Origin of the sequence: Streptomyces sp. NPDC096132 (assembly GCF_044763345.1) — a bacterium.
Classification (GTDB): Bacteria; Actinomycetota; Actinomycetes; order Streptomycetales; family Streptomycetaceae; genus Streptomyces.
Map to the genome: position 1 here is coordinate 214,215 of NZ_JBIWGA010000016.1, position 21,421 is coordinate 235,635.

Consider the following 21,421-nt stretch of genomic DNA (forward strand, 5'->3'; position numbering starts at 1 on the left):
GATCTCCCGTTCGCACGGTGGGCGTTGTGCGCGCCCATGGCGACCGGCACCGGGCGTGTGCGCTTGTAGCCCGGCACCACCCGCACTCCTTTCCGCACCCGGTGCGCCCAGGCCTCGCAGAGGTTCCCTCGGCGCACCCGGGGGCGTTCCCAGTCGTCACCCTCTTCTTCTGGAGTCCCGCGATGGCCACTCCCCTCTCCGACACCCCTCTGTCCCCGCTCCGGACGATCGCCGTCGTCGGCCTCGGCACCATGGGCACCGGCATCGCCGAGGTCCTGGCCAAGGCCGGCCGTGAGGTGATCGGCATCGACATCAGCGAGGCCCAGGCGGCGCGCTCGCTCGCCGCCCTGGAAGCCTCCACCGCCCGCGCCGTGCAGCGCGGCCGGCTGACCGAGCAGGAGCGCGCCGACGCCCTCGCCCGGATCCGCACCGCCACCGACCTGCGCGCGGCGGCCGACGCCGACCTGGTGATCGAGGTGGCTCCGGAGTCGTACGAGATCAAGCAGCAGATCTTCCGTGAGCTGGACGGGATCGTGCGGCCTGAGACGATCCTCGCGACCGGCACGAACGCCCTGTCGGTCACCCGGCTCGCCGCCGAGTCGGCGCGCCCGGAACGCGTGCTGGGCCTGCACTTCTTCAACCCGGCGCCGGCGATGAAGCTGGTCGAGGTCGTCTCCTCGGTGCTGACCGCGCCCACCGCCGTCACCGCCGTCACCAACCTCGCCCTGGACCTCGGCAAGGAGCCGGTCGCGGTCGGCGACCGCCCCGGATTCGTCGCGGACGGGCTGCTGTTCGGCTACCTCAACCAGGCCGCCGCGATGTACGAGGCGCGCTACGCCTCCCGCGAGGACATCGACGCCGCGATGCGGCTCGGCTGCGGCCTGCCGATGGGCCCGCTCGCCCTGCTCGACCTGATCGGCGTCGACACCGCCCGTACGGTCCTGGAGGCCATGTACGCCGAGTCCCGCGACCGGCTGCACGCACCGGCCCCGATCCTCAAGCAGCTCAGCGAGGCGGGACTGACGGGCCGTAAGTCGGGCCGGGGCTTCTACACGTACGAGGCGCCGGGCAGCGCGACCGTCGTCCCGGACGCGCTGACGCCCGTCGCCGGCGGGTCCGGCACCCCCGGCCGCGAGATCCGCGGTGTCGGCGTCGCCGGCTCCGGGACCATGGCCTCCGGTATCGCCGAGGTGTTCGCCAAGGCGGGTTACGACGTCGTCCTGGCCGCCCGCAGCGAGGAGAAGGCGCAGACGGCGAAGGCCCGCATCGGCAAGTCCCTCGCGCGCTCGGTCGACAAGGGCCGGATGACCGCCGAGGCCGCCGCCCAGACCCTGGAGCGGATCACCCCGGCCGGGTCCTATGAAGCCTTCGCCGACGTCGACCTGGCCGTCGAGGCGGTCGCCGAGGACCTGGAGATCAAGCAGCAGCTGTTCGCGACGCTGGACAAGGTCTGCAAGCCGGGTGCCGTCCTGGCGACCACCACCTCGTCGCTGCCGGTCGTCGCCTGCGCCCGCGCCACCTCGCGTCCGCAGGACGTCATCGGGATGCACTTCTTCAACCCGGCGCCGGCGATGAAGCTGGTCGAGGTCGTCCGTACGGTGCTGACGGCCGAGGACGTCCACGCGACGGTCCACGAGGTGTGCGGACGGATCAAGAAGCACGCCGTCGACTGCGGTGACCGTGCGGGCTTCATCGTGAACGCCCTGCTGTTCCCGTACCTCAACAACGCGATCAAGATGGTGCAGGAACACTATGCGTCTCTCGACGACATCGACGCCGCCATGAAGCTGGGCGGCGGCTACCCGATGGGCCCGTTCGAACTGCTGGACGTCGTCGGGCTCGATGTCTCCCTGGCGATCGAGAAGGTCCTGCACCGCGAGTTCCGCGACCCGGGACTCGCCCCGGCCCCGCTCCTGGAGCACCTGGTGGCCGCGGGCTGCCTCGGCCGCAAGACCGGCCGTGGCTTCCGCGAATATGCCCGCCGCTGACGGCGCCGGCGACTGGTTCGAAGGCGACCGGGACTGGGGCGGACTGCTCGATCCGGGCGGGCCTCTCCCGCCCGCCCGGCCCGGCGCTCCCCCGCCTCCCACAGGCGGGGGAAACCCCGGACCTGCGCATCGAGCTGCGCACATGCAGTACGTTCGGGTCATGTCCCAGCCCGCCAGGTCCCCACGTACACCAGCCACGCCCGACGCACCGGAGAGTGCCGCGGGCAGCCGCGCGGCCGCACAGCGGCTCAGGATGCGCCGCGAACTGGCGGCCGCGGCCATGGAGCTGTTCGCCACCAAGGGGTACGAGGCGACCACCGTCGACGAGATCGCGGCCGCGGCCGGCGTCGCCCGCCGCACCTTCTTCCGCCACTTCCGCTCCAAGGAAGAGGCCATCTTCCCCGACCACGACGACACGTTGATCCGCGCCGAGGCCGTCCTCAACGCGGCACCGGCGCACGAGCACCCCCTCGACACCGTGTGCCGCGGCATCAAGGAGGTCATGAAGATGTACGCGGCCCGGCCGGAGATCTCGGTCGCCCGCTACAAGCTCACGCGCGAGGTGCCCACCCTGCGCGAGGCGGAGATCGCCTCCGTGGCCCGCTACGAGCGCCTCTTCACCCGCTACCTCCTCGGCCACTTCGACGAGCACGCGCACGACGACGACGCCAACGACGACCCGCTGCTCGCCGAGGTCGCCGCCTCCGCCGTGGTCACCGCCCACAACCACGTGCTGCGCCGCTGGCTGCGGGCCGGCGGGCAGGGCGACGTCGAGGCCCAGCTCGACCACGCCTTCGCGATCGTCCGCCGGACCTTCGGGACCGGCATCGGAGCGGGACGCAACGGCGCCGCCCCCGCGCAGCAGGCCCCCGCGGCGGTCTCCGCCCAGGGCGAGGTGCTGGTGACGGTCGCCCGCACCGACGCCCCGCTGGACGAGGTCATGCGCACCATCGAACAGGCGCTCAAGGAGCGCTGAGCCACCCTCACCACCGAAGATCCCCTGTGATGACGGCCACCCCACCGGGTGGCCGTTTTGGCATGTCAGAGCCCCTTTTCGCGCGGATTTCAGAGCCTGTTCGATCGATCATCGCTCATTTGTTACGTAAAGATTTCAGCTGAGAGCAAGTCCTGGCACTCAGTGCCTTGCGGCCTGACACGGGGTGTCATACGTTGAAGGAGTCCGGGCGGCCGGCGTGCAGAGACCTTTCGTACGCCGGCTGTCCCCGCAAGCCGACGGCCTGCGCGCCCGGACGCCTGCGTCACAGGCAACCTCCCGCGCCACAAAGCGCTGCCGAACAGCACCACCGCCGAACCGACGGCACTTCTCCCAACCCTCAGCAGCACACCGACGTAACCCTCAGCGCCCCGCCCTCAGGGCGCTCACCGCCGGAGGCAACACCGTGACCACTCAGGACATCCTGGACGCGATCCAGTCGCCGGAATCGACGCCGGCCGACTTCGCCGCCCTGCCGCTCCCCGAGTCGTACCGCGCGATCACCGTGCACAAGGACGAGACCGAGATGTTCGCGGGCCTCGAGACCCGCGACAAGGACCCGCGCAAGTCGATCCACCTCGACGAGGTCCCCCTGCCCGAGCTCGGCCCGGGCGAGGCCCTGGTGGCCGTCATGGCCTCCTCGGTCAACTACAACTCCGTGTGGACCTCGATCTTCGAGCCGCTGTCGACCTTCGGCTTCCTGGAGCGCTACGGCCGCCTCAGCGAGCTCACCAAGCGGCACGACCTGCCGTACCACATCATCGGCTCCGACCTCGCGGGCGTCGTCCTGCGCACCGGCCCCGGCGTCAACGCCTGGAAGCCCGGTGACGAGGTCGTCGCGCACTGCCTCAGCGTCGAGCTGGAGTCCTCCGACGGCCACAACGACACGATGCTCGACCCGGAGCAGCGCATCTGGGGCTTCGAGACGAACTTCGGCGGCCTCGCCGAGATCGCGCTCGTGAAGTCCAACCAGCTGATGCCGAAGCCGGGCCACCTCAGCTGGGAGGAGGCCGCCGCCCCGGGCCTGGTCAACTCCACCGCCTACCGGCAGCTGGTCTCCCGCAACGGCGCCGGCATGAAGCAGGGCGACAACGTGCTGATCTGGGGCGCCAGCGGCGGCCTGGGCTCGTACGCCACGCAGTTCGCGCTGGCCGGCGGCGCCAACCCGATCTGTGTCGTCTCCAGCCCCCAGAAGGCGGAGATCTGCCGGTCCATGGGCGCCGAGGCGATCATCGACCGCAACGCCGAGGGCTACAAGTTCTGGAAGGACGAGCAGACCCAGGACCCCAAGGAGTGGAAGCGCTTCGGCAAGCGCATCCGTGAGCTCACCGGCGGCGAGGACATCGACATCGTCTTCGAGCACCCCGGCCGCGAGACCTTCGGCGCCTCCGTCTTCGTCACCCGCAAGGGCGGCACCATCACCACCTGCGCCTCGACCTCGGGATACATGCACGAGTACGACAACCGCTACCTGTGGATGTCCCTGAAGCGGATCATCGGCTCGCACTTCGCCAACTACCGCGAGGCCTGGGAGGCCAACCGGCTGATCGCGAAGGGCAAGATCCACCCGACGCTGTCGAAGGTCTACTCCCTCCAGGAGACCGGCCAGGCCGCGTACGACGTGCACCGCAACCTCCACCAGGGCAAGGTCGGCGTCCTGTGCCTGGCCCCCGAGGAGGGACTGGGCGTGCGCGACGAAGAGATGCGCGCCAAGCACCTCGACGCCATCAACCGCTTCCGCAACATCTGAGACACCCGAGGTCATAGATGACTGAGCGTCAGAAGGACCGGCCGTGGCTCATGCGCACGTACGCCGGTCACTCCACGGCCGAGGCGTCCAACGAGCTGTACCGGCGCAACCTCGCCAAGGGTCAGACGGGTCTGTCGGTGGCGTTCGACCTGCCGACGCAGACCGGCTACGACTCCGACCACGTCCTCGCCCGCGGCGAGGTCGGCCGGGTCGGTGTGCCGGTGGCCCACCTCGGTGACATGCGCAGGCTGTTCCAGGACATCCCCCTGGAGCAGATGAACACCTCGATGACCATCAACGCCACCGCCATGTGGCTGCTGGCGCTCTACCAGGTCGTCGCGGAGGAGCAGGGCGCGGACATCACCCAGCTCCAGGGCACGACCCAGAACGACATCGTCAAGGAGTACCTGTCCCGGGGCACGCACGTGTTCCCGCCGGGGCCGTCGCTGCGGCTGACGACGGACATGATCGCGTACACGGTCTCCCACATCCCGAAGTGGAACCCGATCAACATCTGCAGCTACCACCTGCAGGAGGCGGGCGCCACGCCGGTCCAGGAGATCTCGTACGCGATGTCCACCGCCATCGCGGTGCTGGACGCCGTCCGCGACTCGGGCCAGGTGCCGGCCGAGAAGTTCGGCGACGTGGTCGCCCGGATCTCCTTCTTCGTGAACGCGGGCGTCCGCTTCATCGAGGAGATGTGCAAGATGCGCGCCTTCGGCCGCATCTGGGACCGCGTCACCCGTGAGCGGTACGGCATCGAGAACCCCAAGCAGCGCCGCTTCCGGTACGGCGTCCAGGTCAACTCCCTCGGGCTGACCGAGGCGCAGCCGGAGAACAACGTCCAGCGGATCGTGCTCGAGATGCTGGCCGTCACCCTCTCCAAGGACGCCCGCGCGCGTGCCGTGCAGCTCCCGGCGTGGAACGAGGCCCTGGGCCTGCCCCGCCCCTGGGACCAGCAGTGGAGCCTGCGCATCCAGCAGGTCCTCGCCCACGAGAGCGACCTGCTGGAGTACGAGGACATCTTCGAGGGCTCCCACGTCATCGAGGCGAAGGTCGCGGGACTCGTCGAGGACTCGCTCGCGGAGATCGAGCGGATCCAGGAGATGGGCGGCGCGATGGCCGCCGTCGAGTCGGGCTACCTGAAGTCGCAGCTCGTCTCCTCGCACGCCGAGCGGCGCGCCCGGATCGAGTCCGGCCGGGAGAAGATCGTCGGCGTCAACATCTTCGAGACGACCGAGACCAATCCCCTGACCGCCGATCTCGACACGGCGATCCAGACGGTCGACCCGGCCGTCGAGGCCCGGGTCATCGCCTCGCTCCAGAACTGGCGCGACACCCGCTACCAGCCGCCCTTCAACCACCCGCGTCCGTGCAAGGCGCTGGAGCGGCTGAAGGAGGCCGCCAAGGGCACCGACAATCTGATGGAGGCCACCCTGGAGTGCGCCCGCGCCGGGGTCACGACCGGCGAGTGGGCCGGGGCCCTGCGCGAGGTGTTCGGCGAGTTCCGCGCGCCGACCGGTGTCTCCTCGGCGCCGGTCGCGGTCCCCGCCGAGGAGGGCTCGGCGCTGTCCGAGGTGCGCCGCAGGGTCGATCTGACGGCGCGGGACCTCGGCACCGGCAAGCTGCGCTTCCTGGTCGGCAAGCCGGGCCTGGACGGGCACTCCAACGGCGCCGAGCAGATCGCCGTACGCGCGCGTGACGCCGGCTTCGAGGTGGTCTACCAGGGGATCCGGCTGACGCCGGAGCAGATCGTGGACGCGGCCCTCGAGGAGGACGTGCACGCGGTCGGCCTGTCGATCCTCTCCGGCTCGCACGCGCAGCTGGTGCCGGACGTCCTCGAACGGCTGCGTGTGGCCGGTGCCACAGATATACCCGTGATCGCCGGTGGCATCATCCCGAATGGTGACGCCGAGCAGCTCAGGGCAGCCGGAGTGGCCGCGGTCTTCACCCCGAAGGACTTCGACATCACCGGAATCATCGGCCGCATCGTCGACGAGATCCGGAAAGCGAACAAGCTCGACCCCCTGGAGGTCCCCGCATGACCGTCAACCGTCTTCGTCCGCGGCGTTCGTGTCTCGCCGTTCCGGGCAGCAACCCGCGCTTCCTGGAGAAGGCGCAGGGGCTCCCGGCGGACCAGGTCTTCCTCGACCTCGAGGACGCGTGCGCGCCGCTCGCCAAGCCCGAGGCGCGGCACACCATCGTCAAGTTCCTCAACGAGGGCGACTGGACCGGCAAGACCAGGGTCGTGCGCGTCAACGACTGGACGACCGAGTGGACGTACCGCGACGTCGTCACGGTCGTCGAGGGCGCCGGCCAGAACCTCGACTGCATCATGCTGCCGAAGGTGCAGACGGCCCAGCAGGTCGTGGCCCTGGACCTCCTGCTGACGCAGATCGAGAAGACGATGGGCTTCGAGGTCGGGAAGATCGGCATCGAGGCGCAGATCGAGAACGCCCAGGGCCTCAACAACGTCAACGAGATCGCCACGGCCTCCCAGCGCGTCGAGACGATCATCTTCGGCCCCGCCGACTTCATGGCGTCCATCAACATGAAGTCGCTGGTCGTGGGCGAGCAGCCGCCCGGCTACCCGGCGGATGCCTACCACTACATCCTGATGAAGATCCTGATGGCGGCCCGCGCCAACAACCTCCAGGCGATCGACGGCCCCTACCTGCAGATCCGCAACATCGACGGCTACCGCGAGGTCGCCCAGCGCGCCGCGGCGCTCGGCTTCGACGGCAAGTGGGTGCTGCACCCGGGCCAGGTCGAGGCGTCCAACGAGATCTTCTCGCCGTCCCAGGAGGACTACGACCACGCCGAGCTGATCCTGGACGCGTACGACTACTACACGTCCGAGGCGGGCGGCAAGAAGGGCTCCGCGATGCTCGGCGACGAGATGATCGACGAGGCCAGCCGCAAGATGGCGCTCGTCATCTCCGGCAAGGGCCGCGCGGCCGGCATGCAGCGCACCAGCAAGTTCGAGATCCCGGAGGCGTGACGCGATGCAGTTCGGGCGCACCTACGAGGAGTTCGAGGTCGGGGCGACGTACAAGCACTGGCCGGGCAAGACGGTCACGGAGTACGACGACCACCTGTTCTGTCTCCTCACCATGAACCACCACCCGCTCCACATGGACGTCAACTACGCCGAGAACACGACGGACTTCGGCAAGAACGTGGTGGTCGGGAACTACATCTACTCGCTGCTGCTCGGCATGTCCGTCCCGGACGTCTCCGGCAAGGCGATCGCCAACCTGGAGATCGAGTCGCTCAGGCACGTGGCGCCGACCTTCCACGGCGACACGATCTACGGCGAGACGACCGTGCTCGACAAGTGGCCGTCCAAGTCGAAGAACGACCGCGGCATCGTCTACGTCGAGACCAAGGGCTACAAGCAGGACGGCACGCTCGTGTGCGTGTTCCGCCGCAAGGTGATGGTGCCGACCGAGACGTACATCAAGGAGCGCGGCGGCGAGCAGCCCGGCCGCCCCGAGCTCAAGTCGCAGGAGAAGTAAGCCATGGCCCGTCTCGCCCAGACCGCCGGTCTGACCGACATCCAGCAGGAGATCCTCGCCACCGTCCGCGACTTCGTGGACAAGGAGATCATCCCGGTCGCGACCGAGCTGGAGCACCGCGACGAGTACCCGCAGCAGATCGTCGACGGCCTCAAGGAATTGGGCCTGTTCGGCCTGATGATCCCCGAGGAGTACGGGGGTCTGGGCGAGTCGCTCCTCACCTACGCCCTGTGCGTCGAGGAGATCGCCCGCGGCTGGATGTCCGTCTCCGGGATCATCAACACCCACTTCATCGTGGCGTACATGCTCAAGCAGCACGGCACGCAGGAGCAGAAGGACCACTTCCTGCCGAGGATGGCGGCCGGCGACATCCGGGGCGCGTTCTCGATGTCGGAGCCGGGCCTGGGCTCGGACGTGTCCGCGATCACGTCGAAGGCGGTGCAGGACGGCGAGGAGTACGTCCTGAACGGTCAGAAGATGTGGCTGACGAACGGCGGTACGTCGTCGCTGGTGGCCGTTCTGGTCCGAAGTGACGAAGGACACCCGCAGGGCACCGCGCCCCACAAGTCGATGACGACCTTCCTGATCGAGAAGGAGCCCGGCTTCGGCGAGGTCCGCCCCGGCCTCACGATCCCCGGCAAGATCGAGAAGATGGGCTACAAGGGCGTCGACACCACCGAGCTGATCATGGATGGCCTGCGGCTTCCCGCCGATCGGGTGCTCGGAGGGGTCACCGGCCGAGGTTTTTACCAAATGATGGACGGCGTCGAGGTGGGCCGCGTGAATGTGGCGGCGCGTGGCTGCGGTGTCGCTCAGCGTGCGTTCGAGCTGGGCGTCCAGTACGCCCAGCAGCGTCACACTTTCGGCAAGCCGATCGCCCAGCACCAGGCGATCCAGTTCAAGCTCGCCGAGATGGCTACCAAGGTCGAGGCCGCTCATGCCATGATGGTGAACGCGGCACGCAAAAAGGACTCCGGCGAACGAAACGACCTCGAGGCGGGGATGGCGAAGTACCTCGCCTCCGAGTACTGCAAGGAGGTCGTGGAGGACGCCTTCCGGATCCACGGCGGGTACGGGTTCTCCAAGGAGTACGAGATCGAGCGCCTCTACCGCGAGGCCCCGATGCTGCTGATCGGTGAAGGTACCGCCGAAATCCAGAAAATGATCATCGGGCGCCGACTGCTCGAAGAGTATCGGTTCCAGGGATAGATGTCCGGGTTGGGGGTGTTTTCTTCGAGAAGAAGATCACACCCCGTCAACTTCCCCCGCGTGCCGACTCGGCTTCCTGGCTTACCCAGTTACGCCCCCGAACCGCTACGATCGCCGGAAAGCCGCCGTCCCCCGTCGAAGCGCGGCATCGTCCGCTACGAAGGTCATCCATGCCCCACAGCCAAACCTCTGCACACCGCGACCGCCTGGTAGGCGCACGCCTCGCGCGCGGAGCATCGCCGTGGCTTCTGCCGACCGTCGCCACCGCAGCCGTCAGCCTGGTCCGCGCCCGCCGCTCGGGCGTCGCCAAGGCCGTCGCCGTGCCCGCCACCGCTCTCGCGGCGGGCATGCTGTGGTTCTTCCGCGACCCCGAGCGCGAGATCGCCCCGGGCCGGGTCATCTCCCCCGCCGACGGAGTGGTGCAGAGCATCATGCCGTGGAAGGACGGACGGACCCGGGTCGCGATCTTCATGAGCCCGCTCAACGTCCACGTCAACCGCGCGCCGCTGGCCGGCACGGTGACGTCGGTCGAGCACATCCCCGGCGGCTTCGTTCCCGCGTTCAACAAGGAGAGCGAGAACAACGAGCGCGTCGTCTGGCACTTCGACACCGAGCTCGGTGACATCGAGATGATCCAGATCGCCGGTGCCGTCGCCCGCCGCATCGTCCCCTACATCCCCGAGGGAACGAAGGTCGAGCAGGGCGAGCGGATCGGCCTGATCCGCTTCGGCTCGCGCGTCGACATCTACCTGCCGGAGGGCGTCGAGGTCGACGTCGAGGTCGGGCAGAAGACCGTAGCGGGGGTGACTCGCATTGACCGTGATTGACCCGGAGACGCAGGCGGGCTGGGTTCCCGAGGCCGACGAGGCGGACGACGACGAGGAGATGCCCCTCTCTCTCCGCCTCTCGATAGCGGACACCCTCACCCTCGGCAACGCCACGTGCGGCTTCATGGCGGTGTACTTCACCACCACCGGCATCCTGATCCCGCACCTCACGGGCAGCCAGGAGTCCGGCATGGCCCGCCACAGCGCGGCCACGGCGGTCATCCTGATGCTCTGCGCGGCGGTCTTCGACCTGTTCGACGGCCTGGTGGCGCGCAAGCTCCGCAGCTCCCCCATGGGCGCCGAGCTGGACAACCTCTCGGACCTGATCAGCTTCGGTCTGGCTCCGGCGTACTTCGTCCTCGTCTACGGCATGGTCGCCGACGACGCGCACCAGCGGGTGGCGGCGGTGGGGGCAATCGTGGTGCTCCTGGCCGTCGTGCTGCGCCTGGCGCGCTTCTCGTGCGTCACCCCGAGGAACGGCATGTTCCAGGGCATGCCCTCGCCGTTCGGCGCGCTGACGGTCGTCTCGATCGTGCTGCTGGAGCTGCCCTTCGTGGCGACGCTCCTCGCCATCCTGGGCACCGCCTGGCTGATGGTGAGCCGGGTGGAGTACCCGAAGCCGCGGGGCCGCCTCGCCGGCGCGATGCTCGCCTGGATCGTGCTGTCGATGGGCCTCCTGGCCGCCTGGGCCTTCGACGCTCCCAGCGGCCAGCTCCTCCTCCAGACGGGCTGCGCCCTGCAGCTGGTCATGGGCGCGGTCATCCCGCTGTTCGCCACGGCCCGCCGGGTGAACAACTTCCGCGACAACCGCCGCGAGGCGCGGGCGGCGCAGTTGCCGTAGCGGCACGTGTCGAGGGGCCCCGGACCTGTTGGTCCGGGGCCCCTCGCTTTGGCGTCGTCTGCTTGGCGTCGTCTGCGGCGCCGTCGTGGCCTTTCGCGCAGTTCCCCGCGCCCCTGGGTGGGCCGGCGGTGCCGTCAGCTCAGGAAGTCCCGGGCGATTCGCTCGGCGACCCGCTCCAGGATCGGGCCCGCGTCCGCGATGCACGCGGAGACGTCCGGCTCGATCTCCGTCAACGGGTACGCCCGGCGGATCCCGGCGCGCCCCAGCGCCTCGGGCGGCAGCGCCAGCCGCCCGCACACGGCGACGACCTCCTTGCCGGCCGCGCGGGCCGCCGCGGCGACCCCGGCGGGCGCCTTGCCGTGCAGGGTCTGCTCGTCCAGCGACCCCTCCCCGGTGATCACCAGCTCCGCCCGCTCCAGGGCCGGCGCGAAGCCCAGCACGTCGAGCATGACCTCGATACCGGCCCGGAACCGGGCGCCGAGCAGCAGAGCGCCGTACCCGATACCACCCGCGGCCCCCGCGCCCGGCGCGGCCGCGTACTCCGCCGCCTCGGGTCCGACGGCGGCCTCCAGCACCTCCGCGTAGTGCGCGAGCGCCGCGTCCAGCGCCTCGACGTCGTCCGGGGAGGCGCCCTTCTGCGGCCCGTAGACCGCCGGCGCGCCCTTCGGCCCGGTCAGCGGGTTGTCGACGTCGCTCGCGAGGATCAGCTCCACGGACGCGAGCCGCGGGTCCAGCCCCGACAGGTCGGCCCGCGCCAGGTCGGCGAGCCCGCCGCCGCCCGGTGCCACCGGCTCCCCGTCCTCGTCCAGGAACCGCGCGCCGAGCGCGGACAGCATGCCCGCGCCGCCGTCCGTGGTGGCGCTGCCGCCGACCCCGAACACGATCGTCCGCACGCCCGCGTCCAGCGCGGCCCGCAGCAGCTCTCCGGAGCCGTACGTCGACGCGGTGAGCGGCGCGAAGACGCCGGCCGGCAGCCGCTGCAGACCGCTCGCCTCCGCCATCTCCACCACGGCGGTGTCGCCGCGCAGCGCGAACGCGGCGGTGACCTCGTGCCCGAGGGGCCCGGCGACCCGTACCTCCCGGCGCTCGAACCCGGCCGCGACCGCCGCGTCGACCGTGCCGTCGCCGCCGTCGGCGACCGGCAGGGCCTCCACCTCGACGTCCGGCACGACTCGGCGCAGCCCGGCCGTCACCCGCTCGGCGACCTGTACGGCCGTCAGCGACCCCTTGAACTTGTCCGCGGCCACGAGCACCCGCCGGGTGCCCTGCGCTGCAGCGTCCGCCACCGTTTCCATCCCCTTGCTCTCCGGGCCCCGCGCACGTCAGGGCCAGTCGCGCCGCAGCGACCTTAACCGGAGGACGCCCTCTGCGTCATGCGATGCCCGCACCCTGGAACAGCCTGAGGGCCGCCTGTGGGCACCGCCGAAACCCGCGCGGGAGCCCCCGGAATCGGGTAAACCGGAGCCATGACCCCTGTGGGCACCGAGCCGGAGCTCGCGGACCGCGTGCTCGGCGGCTGGCTGGGCCGGATCGCCGGCAACATGCTCGGCAAGCCGGTCGAGCAGGGCGAGGTGTGGACCCGCGAGCGCATCGAGAGCTACCTGCGGCGCACCGGCGCCCTGCCGCTCACCGACTACCTGCCCGAGCCGCCCACCGAGGAGGACCGCCTGCGGCTGCGCCCCGAGTGGCGCCAGTGCGTGCGCGGCCGCATCCACGGCAGCTGCCGTGACGACGACGTCGACTACGCGATCCTCGGCCTGGACCTGCTGGAGACCCACGGCTTCGGGTTCAGCACCGAGCAGGTCGGCGACCTGTGGCTGCTGCGGCTGCCGTACCTGCAGACGTTCACCGCGGAACGCGCCGCGTACCGCAACCTCGCGAACGGCCTCAAGCCGCCGCTGACGGCGACGTACGACAACCCCTACCAGGAGTGGATCGGCGCCCTCATCCGCGCCGACGTCTACGGCTGGACCTGCCCCGGTGCCCCGCGCCGCGCCGCTGACCTGGCCCGCCGGGACGCGGTGCTCTCGCACACCGGCAACGGCGTCTACGGCGCCATGTGGGCGGCGGCGCTGATCGCGGCGGCGTTCACCGCGCCGACGGTGCGCGACGCGCTCGACGAGGCGCTGGCCGTCGTACCGGCGAGCAGCCGCCTCGCCCGGACCGTACGCCGCGTCAGCGCCCTCCACGACACGGGCCTGGCCTGGGAGGACACCCTCACCACGATGGCCGGGGAGACGGCCGGACTCGGCTGGATCCACACCGTCCCGAACGTCGCCGTCCTCACCGCCGGACTGCTGTACGGCGACGGCGACTTCACCCGCACCCTCGCGCTCACCGTGCGCGGGGGCCTGGACACCGACTCCAACGGGGCCACGGCCGGTTCGGTGGCCGGCGTCCTGAGCGGCGCGCGGGCGATCCCCGACCGGTGGACGGAGCCGCTGGAGGACACCGTGCACAGCGCGGTGTTCGGCTTCGACGGCGTACGGATCAGCGAGCTGGCGGAGCGGACGGTGCGACTCGTGGCGACGAAGGTCTAGCCCGCCCGGCCCGGCGAACACGGCACGGGCGGACTGTCGTACGTACGGATGAACTTGGCGGAGGCGGCCGGGCCGGGCTGGATACCCTGCGGAGGTGACTACTTCCAGCGCCTCCGACTTCGCCGCGTACATCGCCTCCCTGCCCCGCGTCCTGGCCGGCGCCGCCGCGCTCTTCCGGGACGCGGAGGGGCGGGTCCTGCTCGTCGAACCCAACTACCGCGACGGCTGGGCGCTGCCGGGCGGCACCATCGAGTCCGACCAGAACGAGTCCCCGCGCCAGGGCGCGCGCCGCGAGACGCTGGAGGAGATCGGCCTCGACCGTCCGCTCGGGCGGCTGCTCGCGGTGGACTGGGTGATCGGCCCGGGCCGGCCGCCGCTCGTGGCGTACCTCTACGACGGTGGAGTCCTCGACGAGGACGACCTCAAGGCGATCCGGCTGCAGGAGGAGGAGCTGCTGTCCTGGCGGCTGGTCCCCCGCGAGCAGATCACCGACCATCTGCTGGGCTCGCTGGGCCGCCGGGTCCTGGCCGCGCTGGACGTGCTCGAGGACGGGTCGGGACCGGTCGAGCTGGAGAACGGCCACCGCGCCGGCTGACCTCCCGGCACGCGGACTCAGCCCTGGGTGTCCCGGGGCTTGCCGTCCACCTCGCGCAGCGCCTCGTCGCGTACGGCGGTCCGGGCCTCCGTGCGATGACCGCGCTCGATGTAGTCGCGGACGACGAGCTCGACGGCGTCCTGGGGACTGCCGACGCCGGAGAGAACCATGACCTCGACGACGAGTTCGGCGTCGAGGGAGACGGTGACCTTGGCCATGGCGGGACGGTAGCAGCAGCCCCGGCGCCCGGATATCCGTTCGCCGCACCCGGATCCGCCGATCTACCCTCGATCACATGAGCAAGCCCCTCGTCGCCGTCCTCACCGGGGCCGGTGTCTCCACGGAGCAGAGCATCCGCAGAAGTAACCTCGCGCCATGACGGATGACTTAGTACAGCGAGCGCACTGGGGTGACTTAGAAGGACAGAACTGGGCGGGGCTGGTCCGGCTCTCCCTGGAAGCGGACGACGAGGAGCCGACCGCGCCGCTTCCGGTCCGGACAGCGGGTCAGCCCGCCGGCGGCAGCGGCAAGTGGCGACCGGTACGTCTACACGTACGAGGAACCCGACACGTCGGCCTGGAAGCGCAAGCGGGTACGCCTGCCGGACGGCACTGTCGCCTATCGCGTGATCCGGCCCGTGTTCGAGGGTGCCTTGGACGACCTGAAGCGCGGCACGGCCCCGGACGGTCAGCGGCTGGACGGTCTGATCGTTTACGACATCGACCGCCTGACACGCGACAACCGGCACCTCGAAGACGCCATCGAGGTCGTCGAGAACTTCCACCGTCCGATCATCGACATCACGGGCACGCTCGAGAGGAGTATCGCCACAAGGGCGTGAACGAGGCTTGACATGGATCATCAAGCCGCGTTCACAGCCTCTTCGACGAACTAAGCCGACAGGCCCCCAGACAGAGGCCCGCTTGCAACGCATTCTTTGCCCCGTGTGAGAGTGGGGCGCATGGGTAACTCGCGGGCGTATCCCGTCTTCCATACCACCGAAGCCGTCGAGGCATGGACGCAGGCACTGCGCCTGAGCGCCCTGCTGGAGGAGCACGACGACGAGGTGACCCTGATGGCCGTTCTACTGACTGTCGAGGACGCACGACGGATGGCGGCGGTGCTGCCCGACGCCGACTTCGACCACGAACGTCCCCGAATGGACCCAGTGACACATGACTATTCGGAATTCAGCTTGGCGATCACCGCCGCGGAGGACTCCGCTCTGGAGCCAGAACTGCCTCTGTCCGTCCTGCACTACGTTCAACGGGGCACCGTGGAGGACCAGTTCGTGCGAGCCGTGGGGAAGGGAATGGCCTCGATCGGCTGGCACGGCAGGTGGCCGGACGACGCAGAGACGGAGTCGTACGGCGCTGCCAAGTACGACGGTGTGGAGGTTCGCTTCAACGGCGACGACGTCAACTGGTCGCAGCCGGCCGACCACCACACCGTCTTCGTCCACGTCGACAATTGGGGCGATCTTCCACGGGCAGAGAAACTCGCTGCACACCTCAGCAGCACCCTGCTGGGGGACGCCCAGAACGGCTGGTGAGGGGCGCGGCTCCGCCAGTCCGGTCGACTTCTTGAACATGCCCTGGAAAGGTCTATGAGCGTGGCTTGACATGGATCATCAAACCGCGTTCCCAACCCTCATCCAGCGCAGCGGCTCTGGCCCAGGTTGAGCTACTCCACCTCGATGCCGAAATCCTGAACGAGTTCCTCCAAGCCGCCCATGTAGCCTTTGCCGCCCAGCACGAAGTCCCAGTCTCCGTTCGACCTTCGGCGGAAGGAGCCGAGTACCAAGGCGGTTTCACGCGGCCGACCGTCGGAGACCTCAAGCTGTCCCAGCTCAACCAGTCCCGGATCGAGCAGGCGGATGCTGGCGTCCGTGAAGCCAGAGAGGTCGGCGTCCGGGTTGACCTCTGGGTCGATGGCCGCCACGAGTACGAACCGGTCAGCCTCATCGGGCAATCCGTCGAAGGAGACACAGATTGCGGCCTTGTCAGGTGCGGTGGCGGGGAGAGCACGCACTGAGCCGTCCGGCGTCTGAGGGTTGTTGAAGAAGACGAAGTGATCGTCACTGAGGACGCGGTTGCCGCGGCAGACGAGGGCACACACGTCCAAGGCGACGCTTCCGGTCCATGACATGCCCAAGACGTTGTAATCGTCTGGCAGCCGAGTGTCCGGTACGGAGGGCGTCGGCTGTGCTGGAACTTGCCGACCGCGGTCACCAAGCCGCCCACGCAGCCCATGACGATGCAACAGGTCTACGAGTTCGGGGCCCGAGATGAGTTCCAACGGCTTGCCGTTGGCGAAGGTGTGTGAGCCGGGGCCGAATCCTGACGTCGTCACGAGGACGCCCTTGTTGGCGCCGGCGTCCTGCACGGTTCCGTACAAGTCGCGCACAGCGGTGGGCGGCACCGTGTTGCGGTAGCGCTTCACCTGAACAACGATCTTGCCGCCTCGGATCGGTGTGGGATCCAGTGCGTCGACGTCCACACCGCCATCGTTGGAGCGCTGGGTGGTCACCGCCTGCATCCCCATGGCCCGGAAGAGATCGGCAACGAGGTTCTCGAAGGCGATCGGGTCCATGGCGAACAGGTCCGGCTCCTCATCGCTGCCGTGGGCGACAACGCGGTTCCCGACATCTGGCGGCCGCCTACTCGGCCGTACCGGCGTGAGCTGATCCGGTCGGGCCGAGAGCTGCCCGCGAAGTGCGTCAGTCAGGCAACTACCTGCGTCCACCTGCGCCAGGTGCAAGTCACGGAACGATGAGCGCGAGGCCATGACGGTTGCAAGGAAGATATGGCCCGGTCGGCCCGTCATAGGGTCATGCCCATCGACAAACCCGTTCAAGGTCACTGACTCAAGCGCACCCAGCTCATCTGCGGCGAACAGCTCGTGCAGAACAAGCAGCATGCACTGAGCCAGAACCTCCCTGTACAGGGCACGGCGCTGGCCAACTGGGCGGGGAGTCTCCTTGTCCTGGTCGACCCCGGACATGTACCGAACGGCCTTGACCTCCGGCACGACGCTGTAGGCAGGCAACTCCCAATCCAGCACCAGTTGCCGGGCTGCAGGGTCGTAGGCTGCTGCCACCTGGCGCGGGAAACCTTCCGGCCATGCGGTCGAGGCATAGAGAGCGGCAGAGAAGTACTCGATCACGGAATCGGGATCCCGGCGCCTTACGCCGTCGGTTATTGCCGCGACGCCGGCGTTGTGCCGCCGTACATCAGCCACCTGAGCATCGGCCCACTGTTGGTACTCCCGCTGGTACGACGCAAGCTGTTGCTGCCGGTGAGCCTCCGCGGTTTGGGCAGCCTGCCAGTCCCGCTCGAAGCGCGCTCGTGCTTCGGCCTGCGCCTGGGCCCGGCGACTCGCAGTCCAGCCGCTCTGCGTTTGGTAGTGATTGAAATCCGGCATGGGCACTGGCTGGGCCAATGGTCCTGGAGCGAAGGGCTGGACTTCCTCAGCTCGCATGAGAGAGGCAGCCCTGAAGGCCGGAGCCTGGCAGCCCGAGGCAAGGAGACCTTGCAACGACGCAACCTGCGCGTCCAGCTCCTCCGTGCGCCGCAGAGCCTCTGCCTGCCGGTAGTCGCGGTGGCTCTGGGCAGCTCGCCGCTGGTAGGCCCGCGCTTGCTGTTCTTGCTGTCTCCGCCGTCTGGCTTCGGCTTCCAGTTGGCGCTGCTGCTGCCGTTGCATCTCAGCCCAGACGCCAACAAAACCAGTAGAGCGACGACTCATGTGCTGCAGGCCCTCCCCAGGACGTTGGCAGCCGAAAGGCACTTTGGTTGTCCCCACAACCAGTTGTAACGAGACGACTCTAGCCAGCAATCACCGTCTCGCATATCCACTCGTCAAAGGAAGCACGGTCGGTCCATCCCCGCAGGTCAACATGACTGGAGGGTAACCAGGGTCGTGCCGGGCCGCAGTACCCAAACGGTCGCATTCCCCAGCGCTGGTCTCGCAGTGCGCGCCGGACCCAGAAAGGACCATGAACACGGCTTGACAGGGCTTGATCCACGTCATCCGGTCGCGCCTCAACGCAACGGGAAGCGACGAGGGCGAACGCGGACATGTCGATCTCTGGGACGCCAGCTGATCGAGCGTGGTGCCTAGCCTGACTGGTGAGCCGTCGGGGTGGGTCGAGCATTCGCAGATCGTCTGGGAAGCGGAGCGCGTAGACGCGGTCGACACGGTCACGCGTGACGTTGTGGGTCCGAGTCCCTCTGGAGGTCAGCCGAGAGCCGTGCCGGGGATGAAGGCCACGAGCCCGGAGAGGAAGCTGCCCAGCGCGGCCAGGGTGACCAGAGTGGCCTTACCGTCTGAGAAGAGGCCGGAGCAAAACTCACGTACTTGGCGGCGGAGGATCAGCATCTTCAGCTTCTGCCAGCGATGCTGGCGGATGTGGCAACCCATGAGAAGACCTGTTGCGTTGTTCCGGCAACCGTCTTCCCTTCCCCTGACAGGGGCCCCGCATGTCACTGGTGCTTGGAAGAAACACCAGATCAGCACCAGCCCCGACAGGGTCGCGACGACCACAGGTCCCGCGGCCCTGTTGATCCATGCTGCGATCAGAAGAGCGGCTGCAATGATGCCCCACCACTGTCCCAAGCCACCGAGTCGACTGCTTCTTGCCCCCGAAGTCGCCATGCCTGTAATCGTGTCGTGAAGTTCGGCGAATCATGCCCCGAGAGGTTGGCTTGACTGAAAGTGCGCCCCAGGACGGCTGACGTCCTGCAATCCCGATCGCGCCCAGGCTGCACCGGATTCGGCCATGATGCCATGCGTGATGCTCAGCGCCACCGCCGGTAGGTGAGCTTCGAGCTTCGGGCGGGCTACTCCTCCGTGGCTACCGGAGCCGGGGCAAGGCCAGCCGGGCAGGACGCCCCCGTTCGTCCTTAACGGCTCAGTTAGCTTGACTCCCGTCCCGCCTACCCCGCAGACCCGTTCAGGCTTTTGACGCACGAAGGAGGCTGGGTTGGTACGGATCCCTCAGATAGAACCCAGGATTCGTCTGAGAGCATCTCCTGGCACGGTCCGCCGGATATCCGTTCGCCCCGAGCAGGCAGGCGCCCTACTCTCACCTGCATGAACAGGCCACTCCTCGCCATCCTCAGCGGTGCAGGCATCTCTACCGATTCCGGGATCCCTGACTATCGCGGTCCGAACGGGCTGTGGCGGCGGGATCCGGAGGCGGAGAAGCTCGTCACCTACGACTACTACATGGGCGACCCGGAGATCCGGCGGCGCTCGTGGCAGATGCGGCGCCGGAGCGAGGCGCTGGGGGCCGAGCCGAACGCCGCGCACCTGGCTGTCGCCGAGCTGGAGAAGTCCGGGATCCCGGTGCGGGTGATCACACAGAACGTGGACGGGCTCCATCAACTCGCCGGCGTGCCCGACCGCAAGGTACTGGAGCTGCACGGCACCGCGCGCAGCGTCGTGTGCACCAAGTGTCATGCCCGCGGGCCGATGGAAGACGCCCTTGCCCGCGTGGAGGCCGGCGAAGAAGACCCGCCCTGCCTGGAATGCGGCGGGATCCTCAAGTCGGCCACCGTGATGTTCGGTGAGCGGCTCGACCCGGTCGTTCTGGGCGATGCGCTCGCCATCACCAAGGCTTGCACTGTGTTCATTGCCGTCGGCACCAGCCTGCAAGTACAGCCCGCCGCTGGACTCGCCGGTGTCGCCGCCGATCATGGGGCCCGTCTGATCATCGTCAACGCCGAACCGACCCCGTACGACGACATCGCCGACGAAGTCATCCGCGAGCCCATCGGCACCGCCCTGCCTCAGCTCCTCCGCAGCCTGGAGAGCGAGAGCGCGTAAGGCGCCTTCTGCCCTCACAGGAGTCAAGGCGACCTCAGGCCTGCCCGGGGATCACACAGCGGTTCACGGCTCCCCTCGGCAGCGTCGCCCTGACCTTGGGGAGCCTGTTACATCCACCGATACCTTGCGACTCCGGCATCCCCGACTACCGCGGCCCAGGCGGACTGTGGCGGCGGGATCCGGAGGCGGAGAAGCTCGTCACGTACGAGTACTACATGCGCGATCCGGAGATCCGGCGCCGGTCCTGGCAGATGCGGCGCAAGAACCGGGCCCTGCGGGCCGAGCCGAACGCGGCCCACCGGGCGATCGTCGACCTGGAGCGCTCCGGCGTACCGGTGCGGGTCATCACACAGAACGTCGACGGACTGCACCAGCTCGCCGGACTGCCCGCCCGCAAGGTCCTCGAACTCCACGGCAGCGCACGGCAGTTCATCTGCACCAAATGCCACGCCCGTGGCCCCATGGAGGACGCGCTCGCCCGCCTCGACGCCGGCGAGGACGACCCGCCCTGCCTGGAGTGCGGCGGCATCCTGAAGTCCGCGACCGTCATGTTCGGCCAGCGCCTCGACCCGGTCGTCCTCGCCGAGGCCGTCGCCATCACCAAGGCCTGCCAGCTCTTCTTCGCCGTCGGCAGCAGCCTCCAGGTCCAGCCCGCCGCCGGCCTCGCCGGCATCGCCGCCGACCACGGCGCCCGCCTCACCGTCATCAACGCCGAACCGACCCCGTACGACGAGATCGCCGACGAGGTCGTACGCGAACCCATCGGCACCGCCCTGCCCAGACTGCTGGGCTCCCTGGGCGGCCACGACGGCGACCAGGGCGACCAGGGCGACCAGGGCGACTAGGGCGACCAGGACATGAGACCCGGATCATGGCGGAGGTTCGGGTGTCGTTCGGAGCGGGTGCGGGCAGTGGTGTGGGCGTGGTGCAGGAGGCGGATGACCAGGTCCGTGGTTCTCTCGGCGGGGTTGACGACGCAGATCCAGCCGAGCGCGCCGTAGACCGGGTGCGGCATCACCAGGTCGGTGGCCGTGTGGTCGCGGGGGCGGGTGAGGGTGCGTGGGTCTTCTCCGGTGAGCTCGTGGAAGGTCGGCCGGTCGACGTCGATGTTCACCCGCCAACGGCCCGGCGGGTCGAGGTCGGAGGCGGTGTCGTCGGGGTAGTCCTTGGTGACGATCGTCCCGTAGGGCTGACCCCGGCGCGGCGTCCGGCCGTCGGGGGCGTAGGAGAAGAACGCGTCTCCCCAGGCGATCTCGGGAAGGTCGCCACCGGGTGCCGGGACGACCACGAGCGCGCCGTCGAAGGATCGTACGGTCGCGATGATCTGTTCCAT

Annotated in this window: 20 protein-coding genes; 15 read left to right on the plus strand and 5 right to left on the minus strand. The window is 69.0% G+C overall.

Features of this window, described 5'->3' with window-relative positions; translation table 11 throughout:
- Positions 1–182 precede the first annotated feature (182 nt).
- The 9 genes from ACIRF9_RS33555 (at position 183) to pssA (ending at position 11,127) form a co-directional block, all read left to right on the plus strand.
- Positions 183–1,988 (plus strand): 3-hydroxyacyl-CoA dehydrogenase family protein, encoded by a 1,806-nt coding sequence (locus ACIRF9_RS33555; RefSeq protein WP_403829887.1) that lies wholly within the window; start codon positions 183–185, stop codon positions 1,986–1,988.
- Positions 1,989–2,148: 160 nt separating this feature from the next.
- A complete protein-coding gene (locus ACIRF9_RS33560) occupies positions 2,149–2,964 on the plus strand; it encodes a TetR family transcriptional regulator (RefSeq protein WP_403829889.1) in 816 nt (271 codons plus the stop codon).
- Positions 2,965–3,388: 424 nt separating this feature from the next.
- Positions 3,389–4,732, plus strand: a complete 1,344-nt coding sequence (gene ccrA, locus ACIRF9_RS33565) for a crotonyl-CoA carboxylase/reductase (RefSeq protein ID WP_403829891.1) — start codon at positions 3,389–3,391, stop codon at positions 4,730–4,732.
- A gap of 17 nt (positions 4,733–4,749) precedes the next feature.
- Positions 4,750–6,777, plus strand: coding sequence for a protein meaA (locus ACIRF9_RS33570; RefSeq protein ID WP_403829893.1), 2,028 nt, complete (start codon positions 4,750–4,752; stop codon positions 6,775–6,777).
- Entirely contained in the window at positions 6,774–7,733 is a 960-nt protein-coding gene (locus tag ACIRF9_RS33575) for a CoA ester lyase (protein WP_062716550.1), read from the plus strand. Before ACIRF9_RS33570 ends, ACIRF9_RS33575 begins: the two co-directional genes overlap by 4 nt.
- A gap of 4 nt (positions 7,734–7,737) precedes the next feature.
- Positions 7,738–8,250, plus strand: a complete 513-nt coding sequence (locus ACIRF9_RS33580) for a MaoC family dehydratase (protein ID WP_403829896.1) — start codon at positions 7,738–7,740, stop codon at positions 8,248–8,250.
- 3 nt (positions 8,251–8,253) lie between these two features.
- Positions 8,254–9,459, plus strand: a complete 1,206-nt coding sequence (locus ACIRF9_RS33585) for an acyl-CoA dehydrogenase family protein (RefSeq protein WP_403829898.1) — start codon at positions 8,254–8,256, stop codon at positions 9,457–9,459.
- A gap of 170 nt (positions 9,460–9,629) precedes the next feature.
- Complete coding sequence (locus ACIRF9_RS33590) at positions 9,630–10,286, plus strand: phosphatidylserine decarboxylase (protein ID WP_403829900.1); 657 nt, start codon at positions 9,630–9,632, stop codon at positions 10,284–10,286.
- Positions 10,287–10,344: 58 nt separating this feature from the next.
- The gene (pssA, locus tag ACIRF9_RS33595) at positions 10,345–11,127 is read left to right on the plus strand and encodes a CDP-diacylglycerol--serine O-phosphatidyltransferase (protein ID WP_403829955.1); all 783 of its coding nucleotides are present in this window, start codon (positions 10,345–10,347) and stop codon (positions 11,125–11,127) included.
- A 134-nt stretch (positions 11,128–11,261) separates the two neighbouring features.
- On the opposite strand, the gene ACIRF9_RS33600 is transcribed toward pssA, so the two are convergent.
- Positions 11,262–12,380: a glycerate kinase gene (locus ACIRF9_RS33600; protein ID WP_403829957.1), complete on the minus strand. Its 1,119-nt coding sequence runs from the start codon at positions 12,378–12,380 to the stop codon at positions 11,262–11,264.
- Between the two features lie 213 nt (positions 12,381–12,593).
- Here ACIRF9_RS33600 and ACIRF9_RS33605 point away from each other — a divergent pair, with 213 nt between their 5' ends.
- Together ACIRF9_RS33605 and ACIRF9_RS33610 are read left to right on the plus strand one after the other, a co-directional pair.
- Positions 12,594–13,667, plus strand: coding sequence for an ADP-ribosylglycohydrolase family protein (locus ACIRF9_RS33605; RefSeq protein ID WP_403829902.1), 1,074 nt, complete (start codon positions 12,594–12,596; stop codon positions 13,665–13,667).
- A gap of 94 nt (positions 13,668–13,761) precedes the next feature.
- Positions 13,762–14,262, plus strand: a complete 501-nt coding sequence (locus ACIRF9_RS33610; RefSeq protein ID WP_403829904.1) for an NUDIX domain-containing protein — start codon at positions 13,762–13,764, stop codon at positions 14,260–14,262.
- A 17-nt stretch (positions 14,263–14,279) separates the two neighbouring features.
- Here ACIRF9_RS33610 and ACIRF9_RS33615 read toward each other — a convergent pair whose 3' ends face one another.
- The gene (locus ACIRF9_RS33615) at positions 14,280–14,480 is read right to left on the minus strand and encodes a type II toxin-antitoxin system VapB family antitoxin (RefSeq protein WP_403829906.1); all 201 of its coding nucleotides are present in this window, start codon (positions 14,478–14,480) and stop codon (positions 14,280–14,282) included.
- Positions 14,481–14,887: 407 nt separating this feature from the next.
- Here ACIRF9_RS33615 and ACIRF9_RS33620 point away from each other — a divergent pair, with 407 nt between their 5' ends.
- Positions 14,888–15,103, plus strand: a complete 216-nt coding sequence (locus ACIRF9_RS33620) for a recombinase family protein (protein ID WP_403829909.1) — start codon at positions 14,888–14,890, stop codon at positions 15,101–15,103.
- A 120-nt stretch (positions 15,104–15,223) separates the two neighbouring features.
- Complete coding sequence (locus tag ACIRF9_RS33625; RefSeq protein ID WP_403829911.1) at positions 15,224–15,814, plus strand: hypothetical protein; 591 nt, start codon at positions 15,224–15,226, stop codon at positions 15,812–15,814.
- Between the two features lie 131 nt (positions 15,815–15,945).
- On the opposite strand, the gene ACIRF9_RS33630 is transcribed toward ACIRF9_RS33625, so the two are convergent.
- Together ACIRF9_RS33630 and ACIRF9_RS33635 are read right to left on the minus strand one after the other, a co-directional pair.
- Positions 15,946–18,006, minus strand: a complete 2,061-nt coding sequence (locus tag ACIRF9_RS33630) for a restriction endonuclease (protein ID WP_403829913.1) — start codon at positions 18,004–18,006, stop codon at positions 15,946–15,948.
- Positions 18,007–18,498: 492 nt separating this feature from the next.
- On the minus strand, positions 18,499–18,915 hold the full coding sequence (locus ACIRF9_RS33635; protein WP_403829915.1) for a hypothetical protein: 417 nt from the start codon (positions 18,913–18,915) through the stop codon (positions 18,499–18,501).
- Positions 18,916–19,353: 438 nt separating this feature from the next.
- On the opposite strand from ACIRF9_RS33635, the gene ACIRF9_RS33640 reads away from it, so the two are divergent.
- The gene (locus tag ACIRF9_RS33640; protein WP_403829917.1) at positions 19,354–20,088 is read left to right on the plus strand and encodes an SIR2 family NAD-dependent protein deacylase; all 735 of its coding nucleotides are present in this window, start codon (positions 19,354–19,356) and stop codon (positions 20,086–20,088) included.
- Positions 20,089–20,183: 95 nt separating this feature from the next.
- A complete protein-coding gene (locus tag ACIRF9_RS33645; protein WP_403829919.1) occupies positions 20,184–20,933 on the plus strand; it encodes an SIR2 family NAD-dependent protein deacylase in 750 nt (249 codons plus the stop codon).
- Here the strand turns inward: ACIRF9_RS33645 and ACIRF9_RS33650 are convergent.
- On the minus strand, positions 20,930–21,421 hold the full coding sequence (locus ACIRF9_RS33650; RefSeq protein ID WP_403829960.1) for a DUF6194 family protein: 492 nt from the start codon (positions 21,419–21,421) through the stop codon (positions 20,930–20,932). The genes ACIRF9_RS33645 and ACIRF9_RS33650 overlap by 4 nt on opposite strands.